Annotated in this window: 18 protein-coding genes, 1 tRNA gene and 1 pseudogene; 15 read left to right on the top strand and 5 right to left on the bottom strand. The window is 65.0% G+C overall.

What is annotated here, in order from left to right; genetic code table 11:
* Positions 1-7: 7 nt before the first annotated feature.
* The 10 genes from G7078_RS00705 to G7078_RS00750 all read left to right on the top strand — a co-directional run bounded on the left by G7078_RS00705 (position 8) and on the right by G7078_RS00750 (position 10,945).
* On the top strand, positions 8-823 hold the full coding sequence (locus G7078_RS00705) for an ABC transporter permease (RefSeq protein WP_166091977.1): 816 nt from the start codon (positions 8-10) through the stop codon (positions 821-823).
* A gap of 85 nt (positions 824-908) precedes the next feature.
* Complete coding sequence (locus tag G7078_RS00710; protein ID WP_166091979.1) at positions 909-1,997, top strand: DegT/DnrJ/EryC1/StrS family aminotransferase; 1,089 nt, start codon at positions 909-911, stop codon at positions 1,995-1,997.
* A gap of 34 nt (positions 1,998-2,031) precedes the next feature.
* On the top strand, positions 2,032-3,219 hold the full coding sequence (locus G7078_RS00715) for a hypothetical protein (protein WP_166091981.1): 1,188 nt from the start codon (positions 2,032-2,034) through the stop codon (positions 3,217-3,219).
* Positions 3,212-4,561 carry a glycosyltransferase gene (locus G7078_RS00720; RefSeq protein WP_166091983.1) on the top strand — a complete coding sequence of 450 codons (1,350 nt, stop codon included), beginning with the start codon at positions 3,212-3,214 and terminating at the stop codon, positions 4,559-4,561. Before G7078_RS00715 ends, G7078_RS00720 begins: the two co-directional genes overlap by 8 nt.
* The gene (locus G7078_RS00725; RefSeq protein WP_166091985.1) at positions 4,558-5,838 is read left to right on the top strand and encodes a glycosyltransferase family 4 protein; all 1,281 of its coding nucleotides are present in this window, start codon (positions 4,558-4,560) and stop codon (positions 5,836-5,838) included. Before G7078_RS00720 ends, G7078_RS00725 begins: the two co-directional genes overlap by 4 nt.
* Positions 5,839-5,840: 2 nt before the next feature.
* Positions 5,841-6,476 carry an acetyltransferase gene (locus G7078_RS00730; RefSeq protein ID WP_166091988.1) on the top strand — a complete coding sequence of 212 codons (636 nt, stop codon included), beginning with the start codon at positions 5,841-5,843 and terminating at the stop codon, positions 6,474-6,476.
* Positions 6,477-6,640: 164 nt separating this feature from the next.
* Positions 6,641-7,675: a GDP-mannose 4,6-dehydratase gene (gene gmd / locus G7078_RS00735; RefSeq protein WP_166091990.1), complete on the top strand. Its 1,035-nt coding sequence runs from the start codon at positions 6,641-6,643 to the stop codon at positions 7,673-7,675.
* Between the two features lie 39 nt (positions 7,676-7,714).
* Entirely contained in the window at positions 7,715-8,611 is an 897-nt protein-coding gene (locus G7078_RS00740; RefSeq protein WP_166091993.1) for an NAD-dependent epimerase/dehydratase family protein, read from the top strand.
* A gap of 55 nt (positions 8,612-8,666) precedes the next feature.
* Positions 8,667-9,734, top strand: coding sequence for a glycosyltransferase family 4 protein (locus G7078_RS00745; protein WP_281346924.1), 1,068 nt, complete (start codon positions 8,667-8,669; stop codon positions 9,732-9,734).
* The gene (locus G7078_RS00750) at positions 9,731-10,945 is read left to right on the top strand and encodes a polysaccharide biosynthesis/export family protein (protein ID WP_206367455.1); all 1,215 of its coding nucleotides are present in this window, start codon (positions 9,731-9,733) and stop codon (positions 10,943-10,945) included. Before G7078_RS00745 ends, G7078_RS00750 begins: the two co-directional genes overlap by 4 nt.
* Here the strand turns inward: G7078_RS00750 and G7078_RS00755 are convergent.
* Entirely contained in the window at positions 10,935-12,089 is a 1,155-nt protein-coding gene (locus G7078_RS00755; RefSeq protein ID WP_166091995.1) for a glycosyltransferase family 4 protein, read from the bottom strand. The genes G7078_RS00750 and G7078_RS00755 overlap by 11 nt on opposite strands.
* An 85-nt stretch (positions 12,090-12,174) precedes the next feature.
* On the opposite strand from G7078_RS00755, the gene kdsA reads away from it, so the two are divergent.
* Positions 12,175-13,020: a 3-deoxy-8-phosphooctulonate synthase gene (kdsA, locus tag G7078_RS00760; RefSeq protein WP_166091997.1), complete on the top strand. Its 846-nt coding sequence runs from the start codon at positions 12,175-12,177 to the stop codon at positions 13,018-13,020.
* A gap of 7 nt (positions 13,021-13,027) precedes the next feature.
* On the opposite strand, the gene G7078_RS00765 is transcribed toward kdsA, so the two are convergent.
* From G7078_RS00765 to G7078_RS00775, 3 genes are all read right to left on the bottom strand, one after another.
* A complete protein-coding gene (locus tag G7078_RS00765; RefSeq protein ID WP_166092000.1) occupies positions 13,028-13,720 on the bottom strand; it encodes a TVP38/TMEM64 family protein in 693 nt (230 codons plus the stop codon).
* Positions 13,713-14,912 (bottom strand): glycosyltransferase family 4 protein, encoded by a 1,200-nt coding sequence (locus G7078_RS00770; RefSeq protein WP_166092002.1) that lies wholly within the window; start codon positions 14,910-14,912, stop codon positions 13,713-13,715. Before G7078_RS00770 ends, G7078_RS00765 begins: the two co-directional genes overlap by 8 nt.
* Positions 14,913-15,010: 98 nt before the next feature.
* Positions 15,011-15,100: transfer RNA gene (locus tag G7078_RS00775), tRNA-Ser, on the bottom strand.
* A gap of 129 nt (positions 15,101-15,229) precedes the next feature.
* Between G7078_RS00775 and hspQ the strand changes: the two genes are divergently transcribed.
* From hspQ to G7078_RS00795, 4 genes and pseudogenes are all read left to right on the top strand, one after another.
* A complete protein-coding gene (hspQ, locus tag G7078_RS00780) occupies positions 15,230-15,574 on the top strand; it encodes a heat shock protein HspQ (RefSeq protein ID WP_246166395.1) in 345 nt (114 codons plus the stop codon).
* Positions 15,575-15,668: 94 nt separating this feature from the next.
* Positions 15,669-16,031: pseudogene (gene rplU / locus G7078_RS00785) on the top strand (50S ribosomal protein L21); the annotation flags it as partial.
* Positions 16,032-16,202: 171 nt separating this feature from the next.
* Positions 16,203-16,475, top strand: coding sequence for a 50S ribosomal protein L27 (gene rpmA / locus G7078_RS00790; protein ID WP_166092008.1), 273 nt, complete (start codon positions 16,203-16,205; stop codon positions 16,473-16,475).
* A gap of 167 nt (positions 16,476-16,642) precedes the next feature.
* Positions 16,643-17,191, top strand: coding sequence for a GNAT family N-acetyltransferase (locus G7078_RS00795; RefSeq protein ID WP_166092009.1), 549 nt, complete (start codon positions 16,643-16,645; stop codon positions 17,189-17,191).
* A gap of 1 nt (position 17,192) precedes the next feature.
* On the opposite strand, the gene G7078_RS00800 is transcribed toward G7078_RS00795, so the two are convergent.
* A complete protein-coding gene (locus G7078_RS00800; RefSeq protein ID WP_166092011.1) occupies positions 17,193-18,071 on the bottom strand; it encodes a metal-dependent hydrolase in 879 nt (292 codons plus the stop codon).
* Positions 18,072-18,093 lie beyond the last annotated feature (22 nt).

Here is an 18,093-nt window from a genome sequence, read left to right on the forward strand (position 1 = left end):
AGACTGAATGGATTCACCAGCACCAAGCGCGCCCGGCACGGCTTCCAGCCTCGCGCATTCGCTAAAGGTCGAAGGACGGGTGATCCATGCGCTGTTGATGCGCGAGGTCCTGACCCGCTTTGGCCGTCACAACATTGGCTTCATGTGGATGTTCGTGGAGCCGATGATCTTTACCCTCGGCGTTACCGCGCTGTGGACGATCACCAAGTCGATGCACGGATCCGACCTGCCGATCGCCGCCTTCGCGCTGAGCGGCTATTCTACGGTGCTGTTGTGGCGCAACATGCCGACCCGATGCATCAGCGCGGTCGAGCCAAATCTGGCGCTGATGTATCACCGCAACGTCAAGGTCATCGACATCTATTGGGCGCGCCTGCTTCTCGAAGTCGGCGGCGCGACCACCTCTTTCGTCGTGCTGACGATCGTTTTCATGGGAATCGGCATGATCGATCCGCCGGAAGACGTGCTGCAGGTCTTCTGGGGCTGGGTGATGATCGCCTGGTTCGGAATGGCGCTCGCGCTGCTGCTGGGTTCGCTGTCCGAAAACTACGAGATGGTCGAAAAGCTGTGGCACCCGACATCGTACCTGTTGTTCCCGCTGTCCGGAGCCGCCTTCCTGGTCGATGTCTGGCCGGAACCGGCGCGAAGCTGGTTCCTGTATCTGCCGATGGTCAATGGCGTGGAATATCTGCGTGAAGGTTTCTTCGGCTCACGGGTCCGGGCGCACTACGACATGGCGTATATGGCCTATTGCAACGCGGGCCTGATGATCATGGCGCTGGCCCAGATTCGCAAAATCAGCCGCGAGATCATCCCCGAATAGGCTTCCCCCAACTTGCTAGCGGCTGCCCCTTCCGGTAGCCGCGCAGCGCTGAAAATCGGTTCGCTTTCAAATGAGTTCGCCCGCGATGATTCCAGTCTATACGCCCGACCTGAGCGGCAACGAAGAGCGCTATGTCGCCGACGCGGTTCGATCGAGCTGGATTAGCAGCCTCGGGCCCTACATCGATCGCTTCGAGGGCGCGCTTCGCGAGGCGATCGGGACGCCGCACGTCATCGTGCTGGCCAATGGGACGGTCGCGCTGCACCTCGCGCTCCACTGCCTCGACATCGGGCCGGGCGACGAAGTCATCGTCCCGACCTTTACCTACATCGCTTCCGTCAATGCCATCGCGCAGACTGGGGCGACGCCCGTGCTTGCCGATGTGTCGCCGCACGATTGGCTGCTCGATCCCGACGACGTCGAACGGCTGATTACGCCGCGTACGAAGGCGATCATGCCGGTTCATCTCTACAGCGGCGTATGTGATCCCAGGCTTTACGCGATCGCCCGCGAGCGCGGCCTGAAAGTAGTCGAGGATTGTGCGGAGGTCCTGGGGACCACCGTCGGCGGCCGCCATGTCGGGCTCGACGGGGACGTGTCGACCTTTTCCTTCTTCGGCAACAAGACCGTGACGACGGGCGAAGGCGGCGCGGTGACCACCTCGGACGAAGGACTCGCCGCCCGGCTGCGCAAAGTGAAGGGCCAAGGCCAGTCGCTGACTCGCCGCTATTGGCACGACGAACTCGGTTTCAACTACCGCATGACCAACATCTGCGCGGCGATCGGGACGGCGCAGATGGAACGGCTCGATGCGATCCTCGCTCGCAAGCGCCAGATCGCCTCGATGTATCGTGAGGCGCTTTCTCCGGCAGGGCTGGAGTTCCAGCAGACCGGGGCGGACGTGCAGAGCAGCGAATGGCTGGTCACCCTGTTGCTGCCGCGCGGCGTCGACCGGGATGCCATAATGGCTGGCCTGTCGGCGCGCGGCATCGATACCCGGCCGGTCTTTTATTGCGCGCATCAGCTGCCGATGTACCGATCCGACCGGCCGTTCCCGGTCGCCGAGGACATCGCCGCGCGAGGCATTTCCTTGCCGTCCTATCCGGCACTGACCGACGAGCAGGTTCGCCAGGTGTCCGACGCCCTGCTAGACCTCCTCCCGGCGCGCAACTGAACAGCGCGCTCCCGATCTCACCAGCGAGGCCACGATGAAGATCGGAATCCTGCTTCCAACCCGCATTGACCTGGGCCTGCTTCGGCGCGCCCGAAATTTGTCGCTGCTGGTGACATCGCTGGGTGCCGATCATTCAGCGGCGATCGGCCTTCCGGAGCGGAGCGAGAGCCAGTGGCGGCGGATTGAACGCAACCTGCGCCGCGACAATCCTCGCACCGTCGTGCGGCGGCTGCGCTGGGAATCGGTGCCGGTCGACAACGCCAGGCGAATGTTCGCCAAACTGCCGGACTCGCTCGACCTTGAGGGAATACAAGAGGTCGTGGTCCCGCGCGACTGGGGCTGGAACTTCCAGGATTGCGACGCCGTCGTCGCTTTCGCCGATGCCGCGCTGGGCGCTGTGCTGCCGCTCGCTCCGACCCTGTTTTACTGCACCGACCTTGCGGCCAGGGTCGTCCCGGAAGCGTTCGCCGAAAGCATCGACGACGACTATTGGAAGAAGCAGGTCGACGCCTTCCGAATGTGGCGCCAGTCGACGGTGCTGACCAGCGATCCGGCGACCGCCGACGATCTGGTCAGCTACGCCGGCGTTCGGTCGGCAAGCGTCGTCACGGGACCGAATCTCCTGGATTGCCGGTGGGAAGCTCCCGCCGGTCAAGCGGAGGGCGATTCCAACGCCCTGGCGTGGCTGGTCTCGTCCGCCGCCCTCGACGACCTCGCGACCGCGGCTGAAGGCCTCGACACCTACCTGTCGGAAGGAGGGACGCTGCAGCCCCGAATCGTCGTCGACGATCTAAGAGCCGACACGATCGAGGATTCGTTCGGAGCGCTGCCGCAGCATCTCGCCGACGTGCTTTACGGCCTGCCGGTTCGTCATGTCGCGTCCGAGGCCGCGCTGGTGCGCGCATTGCAGCCCTGCTCCGTCATCTGGTCGAGCCGAATTGCGGGCGGCGAGGGCGAGGCGCCACTGCTTGCAAAGGCCCGCGGAAAGGCATTCGTCGGCGCCGACTATGCGGTGAACCGCGCCAACGCCGATGCCGCGCGGGGTAACGCCGCCCTCTATGTTTTGGACGATCCACTGGCGATCGCCGACGCGCTGCATGATGTGGAAGCGATGGCTGGCGAGCGAACGCTCGCAGTCGCTTCGACGCCAGCCGTGCGCAAGCAAGTTGCAAGCGAGCTTCAGGCCATCCTGGAGCGGGTTATGAGCGACCGCCTTGGCTGACACGCCCCGCGTTCCCATCGGCCTCTGGTCGGAGCTGGGGCCAGGCGCTCGCTGGACCAACGAAGGCGTCTCGCGCGTCGTCGGCTTCCTGATCGAAGGCGCGGCGACGGGCGGAAAATATATCTTCCATCTCGTGGTCCAGCCCGAGCTTGCGGCCGAGGTTCGCGCCGACCTGCGCACGCTGAAGGCGGTTGAGGGCCGCGACTGGGCGCTCTGGTCGCCGGAGGATCCGCGAGAGCTCGACGCCGGGCTTAAGGCCAAGCCGTTTCCCTCGATGGAGGCGGAGTGGCGGGCGATCGCCGGCCTTGCCGACTATGCCAACCGCAACGTCCCCGTCCGCGCATGGGTTGTGACCTTTCCCAAGTTTTCAGGCGCGCTGCTGCTCGACAAGCCCAAGGCGGTGCTTTTTCCCGACGCATTGCCCTACGATTTCCCGCTCGGCTGGCCCGGCGACATTCATTGGGGCGAAGGCGGCGCCTGGGTACGCTGGCGCGATGTCGCGACGAAAGTGCTTGAAGATAGCGACGCCGTCATCACCTTTTCCGAGCATGTGGCGCAGCGGCACGTGGTCGAACTGTGCGGGATCGACCGGTCGAAGGTTACGGTGGTCCCACTGGCGCCGCCCGACCTGAGCGGCCTGATCGGCCTTGGCGACGACCGCCGCCGGAGCGCCCAAAGCCGCGCCGCGGCGGCCGAAACGCTGCGCGCTTACATGCGCGACAAAGGGATCGATTATCTTCGGGACTTCCCGTTCGAGGAGGTTGAGTTCGTCGCCGCGGCGACTCAGGACCGGCCGACGAAGAACCTGGGGCTGACCGCCGACGCGGTGCTGCGTGCGGTTCGACAATATCGCCATCCGATGAAAGTACTGATGACGGCCCCGCTGCATTTCGGAGCCGACTGGACGCGGCTTCCGCAAGTCGTCGAGCAACATCAGTTCCAGCGCGACCTGATCTCGCTGCCCGACCTTCCGCGCGAGGTGCATGCGGCGCTGTTCCATTGCGCGAGCATCATCGTCCACAGCAGCTTCTACGAAGGTATCATTGGCGCCCTGCCCTTCTACGAAGCGGCCAGTGTCGGAACCCCGGCGGTGCTCGCCAATGGCCCGCACATCGAGGAGCTTCTGAAAGACGAGCCGACCTTGCGCCCCTTCGTCTATGATCCTTACGACCCGGACGCCCTTGCCGAATTGATCCGGCGCATCGGCGACGACCGTGACTCCGCCGTCGAGGCCCAGGCGGCGATCTTCGACCGGCTCAATCGACGGGGATGGGACTCAGTTGCCGCCGACTATGCGGTCGCCGCTTTGTCGGGCGAAAAGCGGTCGAGCCGAGTCCAGTGACCGCTCCGCGCGAAATCGGCATCTGGGCGCAGTGGCCCGCCAATGCGCGCTGGTCGAACGAGGGCATGACCCGCCTGCTCGGCTTCTTGATCGAAGGCGCGTCGAAGAGCGGCGGCAAATATCTATTCCGAGTGATCGTCCCCGACGAGGTGCGCGAGCCGGCGGCGCGGGACTTGGCGACTCTCGATGCGACGCCCGGGCGCGATTTCACCCTGCATTCGCCGAACGACGTGGGGGCGACCTGCGAGACGTTCGACGCGCTCGCGCAATTCGCCAACGACCATGTTCCAGTCGAAGCGTGGCTGACGCTATTCCCCAACTTCAGCTCGGCGAGGCTTTTGAACAAGCCGGTCACCGCCATCTTCCCCGATGCGATCCCCAAGGCGTTTCATGAGTTCAGCGATGCCGCGTGGGGCGAGCGCGGTGCTCACCTGGAATGGGATCGAGCCGTGCGCGAGCTGCTGCCGCACGCGGCCCGGGTCATCACCTTTTCCGATCATGTCGCCAACCGACACCTGCAGGAGCTGTTCGGTGTGCCGGGGAGCAAGATCGTCCCGATTGCGCATGCGCCGCCCGACCTGCAGCCGCTGCTTCCTTTCGTCCAGCGGCGGACCGGTACGCCGGCCAGTCGCGCACAAGCCGCGACGATGCTGCGCGACCATTGCGCGGCCCAGGGTTGGGATTACCTGCGCGATTTTCCGTTCGAAGACGTGCCTTTCGTCGCCGTTTCCACGCAGGACCGGGTCACCAAGAATATCCAGGTCGCGGCGCGGGCCGTCACCATCCTTACCCGCGAGCGACGCCAACCGTTGAAGCTCCTGACCACTGCGCCTCTGCACTTCGGCCACGAATGGACCGTGCTGCCCGCACTGATCGAAGCGACCCAAAGCCACCTGGACATCGTCTCGCTTCCCGACCTTCCGCGCCCGGTCCACGCCGCCCTGCTTCACTGTGCGGCGCTTGCGGTTCACCCATCGATTTTCGAGGGCGGCCATGCCCCATTCCCATTTTACGAGGCGGTGAGCATCGGCACGCCGTGCCTGATGGCGGCGGGGCCCCATCTCGACGAGTTGGCCGAGAGCGAGCCCGACATCCGCGACTTTACCTTCGACCCCAATGATGCGGACGGCCTGGCTACGGCGATCGCCGAGGCGATCGCCAATCGGACTGAGATTCTGGAAAGGCAGCAACGCATTTACTCGCGGCTAAGCGGCAGCAGCTGGGCAACGGTCGCAGCAGCTTATGCGGAAGCTGCGCTCGGAGCGGCGGCAGCATGAACATGAACGAGATCGACCTGGCGCGCGCCGTCGTCGTCATCGGCGCCGGCGGCCATGCGAAGGTCGCGATCGAGGCGCTGCGCCATTCGGGCTGGAACGTCGTCGGATGCACCGATCCCGATGGGAGCAGTCGGCAAGTGGTCGGCGCCGATGTCCTCGGCGACGATTCGTTGCTGCCGGAGCTTCGGTCGGCCGGCATCCGCTTCGCCTTTCCAGCCCTTGGCAACAATGCCGTGCGCGAGCGTATCGGGCGGGAATTGATTGCGATGGGGTTCGAATTGCCGAACGCTCTCGGGCCCCAGACCATCGTTTCTCCTTCAGCCAAGCTTGGGGTTGGAGTCGCCATTTTCGCCGGTGCGGTGATCAACGCCGAAGCCGCCGTCGGGGACTTTGCGATCATCAACACCAACGCTTCGGTCGATCATGACTGCGTCATCGGGAGCGCTGCGCACATTGCGCCGGGTTGCGCGCTCGCCGGCTGCGTCAAGATCGGCGACCGCGCCTTTGTCGGGGCCGGAAGCTCGGTCATTCCAAATATCGAGATCGGGACGGACTCGACCGTCGGCGCCGGTAGCAGCGTGGTCCGGGACATCCCTTCCGGAGTCACCGCGTTCGGCGTCCCCGCGCGCGCCAAATGAGCGGTTTGCGGACTTCATGCGCGTTTGACCGGGATGCGGCGTCTGCTATCTCGCCGCGGCTGCGAAGGTGCCCTTACGACGAAGCTATGCCGCGCATTTGAGCGCCAGGTCGGAACTGTCGCCGAAAACCTCTTCCCGAAGTGAAAGAATAGCGAAGCGTTGAAATGAAAACTGCAGTCATCACGGGGATTACGGGCCAGGACGGCGCCTATCTGGCCCAATTGCTCCTGGACAAGGGCTATGAGGTTTACGGCACGTTCCGCCGCACCAGCTCCGTCAACTTTTGGCGCATCGAGGAGCTTGGGATCAGCGAGCATCCCAGGTTGCACCTGGTTGAGCACGACCTCACCGACCTGTCGGCCTCGATCCGCCTGCTTGAGCGATCCAGGGCCGACGAGGTCTACAATCTCGCCGCGCAAAGCTTCGTCGGGGTGTCGTTCGACCAACCGGTAACCACCGCGGAGATCACCGGGATCGGCCCTCTCAACCTTCTCGAGGCGATCCGGTGCGTGAACCCGAAAATTCGTTTCTACCAGGCCAGCACGTCGGAAATGTTCGGCAAGGTGCAGGCTGTCCCGCAGGACGAGGACACCGTCTTCTACCCGCGCAGCCCGTATGGCGTCGCCAAGCTCTACGCCCACTGGATCACGGTCAATTACCGCGAAAGCTACGATATCTTCGGTAGCAGCGGCATCCTGTTCAATCACGAAAGCCCACTTCGCGGACGCGAATTCGTGACGCGCAAGATCACCGACACGGTCGCCAAGATCAAACTGGGGAAAGCCGACCGGCTTGAACTGGGTAACCTCGACGCCAAGCGCGACTGGGGATTCGCCAAGGAATATGTCGAAGGCATGTGGCGCATGATGCAGGCCGACGAAGCCGACACCTTCGTACTCGCTACCAACCGCACCGAGACCGTGCGGGACTTCGTCGAAATGGCATTCAAGGCGGCAGACGTCACGGTCGAATTCAGTGGCAGCGGCGAAGCCGAAACCGCGATCGACACGGCAACCGGCAAGACCGTGATGCAGATCAACCCCAAATTCTATCGCCCGGCGGAAGTCGAGCTGCTGATCGGCAATCCTGCCAAGGCCAAGGAAAAGCTTGGCTGGGAGCCGCGGACGACTCTGGAAGAGCTTTGCCGAATGATGGTCGACGCCGACTTGCGCCGGAACACCGCCGGCTTTTCCTTCTAGATGGATCGCGCGCGCGGACGATTTGGTGGTTGACCGCAGATGAAGCGCATTCTGGTCACCGGCGTTCATGGGTTTACAGGACAGTATCTGGTCCCCGCCCTACGTAATCGCGGCTTTGACGTGCATGGCTTGCTTCGGCCGGGCACGGACACGGCTGCCGAAGGCCTGGTGACGCATGTCGCGGACCTCACCGACGTGGCCGAGCTTAGCCGAACGGTTCGAGAGGTTCGACCGGATGCGGTCATTCACCTCGCCGGCATTTCCTTTGTCGCCCATTCCGATCCGCGGGAAATCTACGATTCGAACCTGATCGGCAGCCGCAACTTGCTGCAGGCGGTGTCTACCGAGGCTGCGCAATGCGGCGCGGTGATCCTGGCGAGCAGCGCCAACGTCTACGGCAACCAGCGCGAGGGCGTGTTGACCGAGGACACGCCGCCCGAGCCGATCAACGAATATGGCATCAGCAAGCTGGCAATGGAGCTAGTCGCCAAGTTGTACATGAGCCGCTTGCCGATCACGATCATGCGGCCGTTCAATTATACCGGCGTCGGCCAGTCCACCGACTTCGTCATCCCCAAGATCGTCGACCACGCCCGTCGCCGCGCACCGGTCATCGAACTTGGCAACCTGGACGTCGAGCGAGACTTTTCCGACGTGCGCTCGGTCGTCGAATGCTACCTGAGGCTGCTCGAAACGCCCGCCGCGCGCGGTCGCACGCTGAACATTTGTTCGGGCCGCGGCTATACGCTGCGGACAGTGCTCGACCTGGTGCAGGAGCTTTCCGGTCACCGACTGCAGGTCCGCTCCAACCCCGACTTCGTTCGCAAGAACGAGGTAAAAACGCTCTATGGCGACAACAGCCGCCTACTCGACCTGATCGGGGGGCTCGACATGCCGCCGCTGGCAAGCACGCTGCGCTGGATGATCGAGGCCTGACCTGCCGCTGAAGGTCGCTCTTGCCGTCGACGCGATCGGGCCGGAACTGACCGGCATTGGCCGCTATTGCCTGGAACTGGCCAATCGCCTCCCCAGCCATCGCGACGTCGAATCGCTGACGATGTTCCGCGGCGACCGCGAGGTTCGAACGCTGCTCGACTCGGCGGCACCGAGGACGCGCTGGCGCAAGTTTGCGGACAGGTTCGCCCGCCCTCGGGATGAGCGCCCCATGCTGGCCCGGAGCGACGTCGTTCACGGACCCAATTATATGCTGCCGGAGTGGGCGGAAACCGGCGTCGTCACGATCCATGACCTGTCGGTGTTTCGCTTTCCCGAAATGCACCCGCCCGAACGCGTCGCCAATTTCGAGCGCGAGATGCGGCGCAGCGTCGAGCGCGCAAGCCACCTTATCACCGATTGCGAGACCATCCGGCAGGAGGTGATCGCCTTCACCGGATTCGCGCCGGACCTGGTGACCGCAGTGCCGTTGGGAATCGCACCGTCGTTCCGCCCGATGCAAGCAGCGGAGCGCGCGCCGATCCTGCGGCGGCATGGCCTGCCGCCCGCCGGGTACGGCCTGACCTTGTCGAGCCTGGAGCCCCGCAAGCGCATCGACCGCCTGCTTTCGGCGTGGCGCAGGCTTCCGGACGCGCTTCGCCAACGGTTTCCACTAGCCATTGCCGGTGCCAGCGGATGGAAGAACGATGCGCTCCACCACGCGATCCGTATGGGCGCCGACGAAGGGTGGGTAATCCCGCTAGGCTTCGTCAGCGAGGACGAGCTGCCAGCGATTTATGCGGGCGCCGCGCTATTCCTGTATCCCTCCATTTACGAGGGTTTCGGGTTGCCGCCGTTGGAGGCGATGGCTAGTGGCGTGCCCACCGTCGTCGCTGGCGGCTCTTGCCTGGCCGAAGTCACAAAGGGCGGGGCGATGCTCGTCGAGCCCGACGATGCGGACGCTTTCGCCCAAGCGATCGTCCAGGCGCTCGAGGACGAGGAGTGGCGACGCATTGCCGTTTCATCTGGCATTCAGATCGCGGCAGGCTACACGTGGGAAACGTGCGTCGACAGAACTGTCGATGTTTATCAAAGAGTTGTAAGCGGGGCCAAGTCAGCGGCATGATGATTTCGAGCACACCATCGACGCGGCTGCCGCGCAATGCGGTCAAGTTGCTGTCCGCAGCGGCAATGGCGCTTGCGCTTTCCGGGTGCATGTCCGCCGGCGCCTCCGGTCCTTCGGCCGGCCGGGTGATGAGGGCTTCGGCGCAATCGATCGAGCAGTCCGGCATCAAAGTGGTCGACGTCGACGGCTACGTTGCTCGCCGGGTTGCGCTCGCGAACCGCCCGTCATTGTTTTCCGATCAGCTCGGTCCCGGCTTTGCCGGCGCGACCGTCATTGGGCCCGGCGATGTCATCGACATCAGCATCGTCGAGGCGCCCCCGGCAGTGCTGTTTTCGGGCGCGCTCGCCCGAACGACAATTTCCGACAACGTCCGGCCGACAACGGTTTCCAGCGGCATCGAGCTTCCGCAGCAAATGGTCGACCTGAATGGACTGATTTCGGTCCCGTTCGCTGGCTCGATCCGCGCCGCCGGCCGGACCCCGCAGCAGATCGCGGCGGACATCGTCTCGCGGCTTCGCGGCAAGGCCCATGATCCGCAGGCCGTCGTCCGCCGAGTGACCAACACGAGCTCCACCGTTTCGGTGCTTGGCGAAGTCAACCAAAGCGGCCGCATTCCACTGACCGCTGGCGGGGAGCGCCTCCTCGAAGTGCTCGCGACCGCTGGCGGATCGCGCCAGGCGGTCTCCAAGAGTGTCGTGCAGGTCACGCGCGGCGCGCAGACAGTGACGCTGCCGATGGCAATGGTGGTCAGCGACGCCAGCCAGAACATCGTGCTGGCACCGGGCGATATCGTCACGGTGTACTATCAGCCTTACACCTTCACCGCGCTCGGCGCGTCCGGCACCAATGCCGAGGTGCCGTTGGAAGGGACCGATGTCAGCCTTTCGCAGGCGCTGGGGCGGATCGGCGGCCTCCAGGACAATCGGGCCGACGTCAAAGGCGTCTTCATCTTCCGCTTCGAAGACCCGCGCGCGCTCGATCCCGCGCTTCTGGTCAACGCCAAGGCGACCCCCGAGGGGAAGATTCCGGTCATCTATCGCGTCGACATGACCAACCCGGCGACTTTCCTGGTCGCGCAGAATTTCCCGATCAAGAACAAGGATGTTGTCTATATCGCGAATTCGCCGCTGACGGACTTCGCGAAGTTCACCAACATCGTCGCTTCGTTCACTTATACGCTGGTCAACCTGGGAACGACGATCACTCGTTGATCGTGGCGAGCCAGTCGTCGACTTGCCGGAAGTGATCGCTCCAGCTGTGCAGGCGAAAGTCGCGCATTCGTCCTAGCTGCCCCGCGCGTTCCTCGCTTGCGTCGCTGGCGAAGTCGAGGATCGCGCGTTCCCAAGCACCTTCGTCGTCGGCTGGCAGAAATGTTGGCACCCCCTGCCCAATCTCCCGGAATTCCGGCAGGTCGCTCGCGATCACCGGGACGCCCATCCCAAGCGCTTCGACCAGGGGCAGGCCGAACCCTTCCGCCTTGCTTGGGAACAGCAGCGCTCGCGCACCGGCGAGGTGCCGCGCCAGTTCCTCGTCCGAGCAACGGTTCAATTCCTCGACCGAGCCGCGCAGCCGAATGTCGGAATCGAGCTGGTCGAAGACCGCTTGCGCTTCCCATCCGCGCTGGCCGATCAGCAACAGCTTGGGCGCCTTCTCGCCCAGACGATCCACCAGCCGCGACCAGACCCGCAGCAGAATTTCGTGGTTCTTGCGCGCTTCGATGGTGCCGAGGATGACGAAGGTCGGGCTGTCGGGCACGCCCTGCTGGCGCACCGGCGGCAACGTCGTCGCCCCGAGCCAAGCGGCAATTCCGGGTGGATTTGGAAGCCCTTCAGAGGCGGCGAAGTCGGACAAGGCAGCAAGCGTTGCCTGGCTGTTGCCGATGACCCCGCGCGCCGTTTCCAGCACCGTCCGCATCCGCAGCCGGTGCTTGTCGGCCTCTCCCGCCCGGCAATATTGCGGGTGCGTGATCGGAATGAGGTCGTGGATGAAATAGATCGGCCGCACCGCGGCACTTGCCGCCCAGGTCCGAAAGCCGTCGCGATCGAGCCCGGTGTGGCCGATGTTGAGATAGAGACGGTCGCGGCTGGCCTGCCCCGCCAGCCCGGCACGCGCGAGGATCACGGCGAGCGCCCGGCGAAAGCGGACCGACGGCTCCAGCAGGATCCGGAATAGCGCCGCCGAACTCCTGCGGCCAATAATGCGGCGAAATCCCTTGTAGTGAAGCACCGCCTGCGCATCCGGGCCGTAATGTTCGAGATAGGCGAGGCAGACGCGGTCGATCCCGGTCGGGTGGCGGCCGACCCAGCGGCGCCAGACCAGCCTCGTCACGTCGAGCAGCAGCGGCGCGTCGTTCATCCCGGTTGCATCTACCCGGCGCCGAAGGAAGCAACAACGCCGTGCGGCCTTGGCGGCGACCGGCGCGAGCGACTATGCGGGCAGGATGAACATCATCAGCGTCTCGCTTGCGGGCGGCATCGCCTTCGCCAACGACCGGCCGTTCGTCCTGATCGGCGGCATGAACGTGATCGAGGACGAGGACATCGTGTTCCGCGTCGCCGAACGCTTCGTCGAGGTGACTGGCCGTCTAGGCATCCCCTACGTGTTCAAGGCGTCGTTCGACAAAGCGAACCGGTCTTCGATCCACTCGTTCCGCGGGCCCGGCCTCGACGAAGGCCTGCGCGTGCTGCGCGGCGTCAAGGAGCGCTTCGGGGTACCGCTGCTGACCGATGTCCACGAACCGCACCAGGCAGCGCCGGCGGCCGAGGTCATCGACATCCTGCAAATCCCGGCCTTCCTGGCGCGGCAGACCGACCTCGTCATGGCGGTTGCTGCGACCGGCGCGGCGATCAACGTTAAGAAGCCGCAATTCGTCGCCCCGGAGGAGATGCGCCACATCATCGCCAAATGCCGCGAGAGCGGGAACGACAAGGTGCTGTTGTGCGAACGCGGATCCAGCTTCGGCTACAACAACCTGGTCGTCGACATGCTTGGCATGGATGCGATGAAGGCCATGGCCCCGGTCGTCTTCGACGCCACCCATGCGCTGCAGAAGCCTGGCGGACGCGCCGATAGCGCGGGCGGTCGTCGGCAGCAGGCGGCGGCGCTGGCGCGGTCGGGGATGGCGCTGGGCATCGCCGGCCTGTTCCTGGAGGCGCATCCCGATCCCGACCAGGCCAAGTGCGACGGACCTTGCGCGCTGCCGCTCGACGCGCTGGAACCGTATCTGCAGCAGGTGCTGGCGATCGACCGCCTGGTGAAGGACTTCGCGCCGCTCGCGATCGATTGAGGCGGACCTAGCTGTCCGGGCTGAGGCGGCGTTTGCCGACGCCGCGAAGCAGGAACCGGGCGACGAGCGGGGCAATGGCCAGCAACGTGAACCAGACCAGCAGCCGCGGCGAAAGCACGTCGCCCGCAGTCTCGATCCGGCCGAGCTCGGTCCCGGTGCTCACATACAGTGCGGTCGCCGGGGTGAGCCCAAGGAAACTGACCGGGGCGAAGATCCGCAACGGCATCCTGCTGACCCCGAAGGCGAGGTTGACGAGGAAATAGGGCACGGCAGCGGTGAGGCGCAGCGACAACAGGTAGAAGGCGCCGTTCCTGTCGACCTCGCGCTGAGTCTTTTCAAGGTAATTGGCGAAGCGCTTGCGGACCCAGTCGCCGATCAGGAACCGCGCGGCGAGGAAGCCGAGCGAGTCGCCGATAGTCAGCGAAGTCAGCACAATCGCCGTGCCGAGATAGGGGCCGAAAATAGCCCCGCCAGCGAGTGCCATCGTCAACACCGCGCCCGGAAGGCACAGCGCGAGCGCGGTGACGTGTAGCAGCATGAACCCGGCGATGAACAGCCCGGGCGCCCGCCGGTAATGGCTGGTCAGTTCCTGCTGGGCCGCCTTGATCGTCGAGAGCCGCAAATACTCGTCGAGGCCGAGCGCGAAGAAGAGCGCCAGCGCGACCACCAGCACCGCGATAGTCAGCAGTCGCTTAGTCACACGGCGACCCGATGTCCCGATAGGCCTTCAGAACGACGCCGAGCACTTCATCCCAATTGTAGCGGCCGCTTTCCGCCATCGCGGCGGACGCGAGCTCGCGCCGCTTTTCCGGGGAGCGGATGAGGTCTTCCACCGCATCGGCGTAAGCGATTGGGTCGCGCGGGGAGACGAGCAGCCCGCTGACGCCGTCGTCAATCAGCGCGGAAGCGCTCGGGACGTCCGCGCTGACGATTGCCAGCCCAGCAGCCATCGCTTCCAGGTTGGTGTTGCCGAACGCTTCGGTGTCGCTTGGATTAATGAAGATGTCGGCGCTGGCGACGGCGCGGCCGAGCGCATCGCCGTCGAGATGCCCGGTGAAATGGGCCGGGCCGAGACGGTCGCGGAACCACTCCGCCGCCGGGCCATCCCCGACCACCAGCGGCCGAACCTTATGCCCGCGCCGGCGCAGTTCGGCGATCGCTGCAGCGAACACCGCGAGGCCCTTTTCCATAACCACCCGTCCGAAGAACAGGACGACGGGCTCATCCGGATCGTACCCGGCTGCGCTCCGCCACGGCTCTGCCCGGCGCTCCGGCGTGAACAGCGACCGGTCGACGCCGCGGCTCCAGATGGCGAGATTGTCGTAGCCGCCGGCCGCGAACTGCTCTGCGATCGGACGATTGGGGAGGAGGATGAGGTCGGCGTTGCCATGATAATGGTGCAGCCGCTTGCGCAGCCAGCCGCGAAGAAAGCCCAACCGGTAGTAATCGAGGTAGCTTTCGAAGTTGGTGTGGTGGCTGATCACCACTTTCACGCCCAGCTCCCGAGCGAACCGCTCCGCATTGGTGCCGAGCCAGTCGGGCGCGGAGAGGTGGACGTGGGTCGGAGCGAACCTTCGAATATCCTCACGCAAGGCGGCGTTGAGCCCTGTCGCAATGCGATATTCGGGGCGAAACGGGATTGCGAAGCTGGGTGCCGACACCAGGTCGCCGGCAGGCTCGAACGCAGGTTCGGCGGTCGTCGGCGAATACACCCGCACCTCGGCCCCGCTGTCGAGGAGGAACCGCACCAGCCGGTTCAGCGCCCGATTGGCGCCATCGCGGACGCAATTGTAATTGCCCGAAAACAGGGCGATCCGAAGGCCCTTGCCCGCCCCGCGCCCGGAACCGGCGTCCGCGTCGCTTAGCTGATCGGGATTGCGCGGCGTCGACATCGTTCTGGCGGGCGGTCCTTAAGCTGCCGTTGCACCGTCATCTACGCCGGTACCCGCAGCCGTCAAACGCACGCGCGGGCGGGAACAGCGTCAAGTGATGGCGGAGAGGGTGGGATTCGAACCCACGGTACGGTTACCCGCACGCCGCATTTCGAGTGCGGTGCTTTCGACCACTCAGCCACCTCTCCGCTCGGTAGGTGCGGCGCGGACATGCCGGCACGCGGTCGGGGCGGGCGTCTAGCAGCGAGGCCGCACCTTGCCTAGCCCGCGCGGGCGCCTAGATTGCAGCCATGTCGCATATCGAACGTTCAACCTTCATGACGTCCCCAGCCACCCCCATCCCGCAGGCCCGCTACGGCATCGGCGATGTCGTCCGGCACCGGCTGCTGGATTTTCGGGGCGTCATTTTCGACGTCGATCCGGAATTCGCCAACTCCGAAGAATGGTACCTGTCGATCCCGGAATCGATGCGGCCGGCGAAAGACCAGCCGTTTTACCACCTGCTCGCCGAGAATGCGGAGCAGAATTACATCGCCTACGTCAGCCAGCAGAATTTGGTACCCGACGACACCGACGAACCGGTGGACCATCCGGCGATCACGACGATGTTCGATCGCTTCGACGAAGGCCGCTACCAGCTGCGTCCGGAGCACCGCCACTAGGTTGACAGTCCGGGGCGGCTGCCATAGGCGGCACGCTTTCGCGCGTGGGCTGCCTGGCCCAGGGCGCGGCATAACTACAGAAGAGATCAAGCCAATGTTCGCAGTCGTGCGCACGGGCGGCAAGCAATACCGCGTCACGCCCGGAGACAAGATCGTAGTCGAGAAGCTGGACGGCAACGCCGGCGACCGCATCACCCTGGGCGACATCCTGCTCGCCGGCGATGGCGGCAGCCTGCAGTCCGTCGAAGGCCTCAACGTGGCTGCCGAGATCATCGCGCAGGCGAAGGGCGAGAAGGTCACCGTCTTCAAGAAGCGGCGCCGGCACAACTATCGCCGCAAGAAAGGCCATCGCCAGCAGCACACGATCCTGAAGATCGTGTCGATCGGCGACAAGAAGGCTGAGCAGAAGGCGAAGCCGGCGAAGGCCGAAGCAGCCAAGCCCGCCGCCGCAGCGGCCGAAGCGCCGGCAAAGCCGGCCAAGGCTGAAGCAGCCAAGCCGGCGAAGGCCGAGAAGCCCGCCAAGGCGGCCGAAACGAAGGCCTCGACGAAAAATGCTGCACCTGCTAAGGGCGCGGACAAGAAGCCTGCGGCCAAGGCCCCGGCAAAGAAAAAGTAAAGAGCTTTAACGATGGCACATAAAAAGGCAGGCGGCTCGTCCCGCAACGGTCGCGACAGTGAAGGCAGGCGCCTTGGCGTGAAGCTGTTCGGCAGCCAGTCGGCGCGCGCCGGCAACATCATCGTGCGTCAGCGCGGCACCAAGTGGCATCCCGGCACCAACGTCGGCATGGGCAAGGATCACACCTTGTTCGCGCTGACCGACGGCACCGTCGCGTTCCGAGACGGCAAGCTTGGCCGCAAGTACGTGCATATCATGCCGGCAGCGGACGCGAACGAAGCATAGGATCGGTTGCAAAAGGACCGTTCCCACAAGGGGCGGCCCGGACGAGATCCTAAGCGATCGAGACCAGATAGGGAGAAGGGGAGCCTCGGAAGGGGCTCCCCTTTTTCTTTGCCTTCTCCCGAAAACGTAACACGGCGGCGCTACGGGCCGCCGGGGAGGAGGAAACGATGTTCGCCCGGACCAGGAGGCTGCTGCTGCGGCCCGGATTCCCTGAAGATGCGCAGGCACTGCACGCCGCCATCGCCGACCAGGGCATCCTGCGCAACCTGGCGAGCGCGCCGTCGCCATACTCGCTCGATGACGCGCACGCATTCCTCAGTCAGCGCCGCGACCCGGTCCTTCCCAGCTTCGTGATTACGGAGCGCACGGATGCGGCGCCGCGGCTGGTCGGCGCTTGCGGCCTCGGCCGGCGCCCTTCGGGCGCGGTCGAGCTGGGTTACTGGATCGCGCGCACCCAATGGTCGCGCGGGCTTGCCACGGAAGCCTGCAAAGCGGTCATCGACATTGCGCGGACGCTGAAGTTGGCGACGCTCGAGGCTTCGTACTTCATCGACAATCCCGCATCGGGCCGAGTGCTCGACAAGCTCGGCTTCGAGCCGACCGGCATCATCGCGCCCCGGCACAGCTGCGCGCGCGGGGAGGAGACTCCGGCGCGTCTGATGCGGCTGGCCTTGGCGGCGGTGCGCGTCGAGGCCGACGAGCCGCTCGCGGCCTGACTCAGGCGGCGCTGCGAACCTTTTTGGCAGGCTCGGGACGGCCGCTCGCTTCGGCTGCGTATGCGGCGAGGAGATGGCGGTCGTCCACGTCCCAAGGATGAAAACCGGGGAGGAAATAACTCAGCCAGGCGCCGCCGATCTTGCGGAACATGCCGGGGCGGAGCCAGAGATAGGCGAGCAGCCTGGTCCAGGCGGCAAGGCCGGTGACTCCGTCCTGGCGCATCAGTTCAAGCGCGCCAGCCGTCCGGTCGACCAGGAAGTTGCGCGTGACGTAGAGCATCACCAGCGCCTTTACCTTCCACCGTTTCCAGCGGGTCCAGTCGCGGGTCGCGAACAGCCAGGTGTCATAGGCCACGGCCTTATGCTCGATCTCCTCGCAGGCGTGCCAGCGCCATAGCGCCGCAGCCTCCGCCTCGGCGCCTTCAAGGTGCCGCGGATCCTTGAGCAGTTCATGGGCAAGGATGGCGGTGAAGTGCTCCAACGCCATGGTTGCGGCAAGGCTGACGATCGGCGGCTTCGAACGGGTCAGCGCCAGCCGGCGCTCGACATCGGCGTCCAGCTTCGTGAGGTCGTAGCCGGAATCAATCGCGCGCCGGTTGAAGGCAAGATGTTCGCGGCTGTGAATCGCCTCCTGCGTCGTGAACCCCTTGATGTCGGCGGCTAGCCCGAGGGGGACCCCGTCGCGGAACTTGCGGACGCTTTCGACGAAGAAGGCTTCGCCGTCCGGGAAGGTAGCCGAAAGGGCGTTGTAAATGGCAGTCGCCTCAACGCGACCGCCGTGCCAAAGACGGGCCTTCAACGGCGCGCGGTCGAATCGACGGTCACGCGGCGTGATCGTCAGGCCCGGGGGGGCTTGTGTCAGGGCGTCGGCTCTACGCATCGATCGCGAAGGTGGAGGTAAC

It is taken from the genome of Sphingomonas sinipercae, assembly GCF_011302055.1.
GTDB classification, from domain to species: Bacteria; Pseudomonadota; Alphaproteobacteria; order Sphingomonadales; family Sphingomonadaceae; genus Sphingomicrobium; species Sphingomicrobium sinipercae.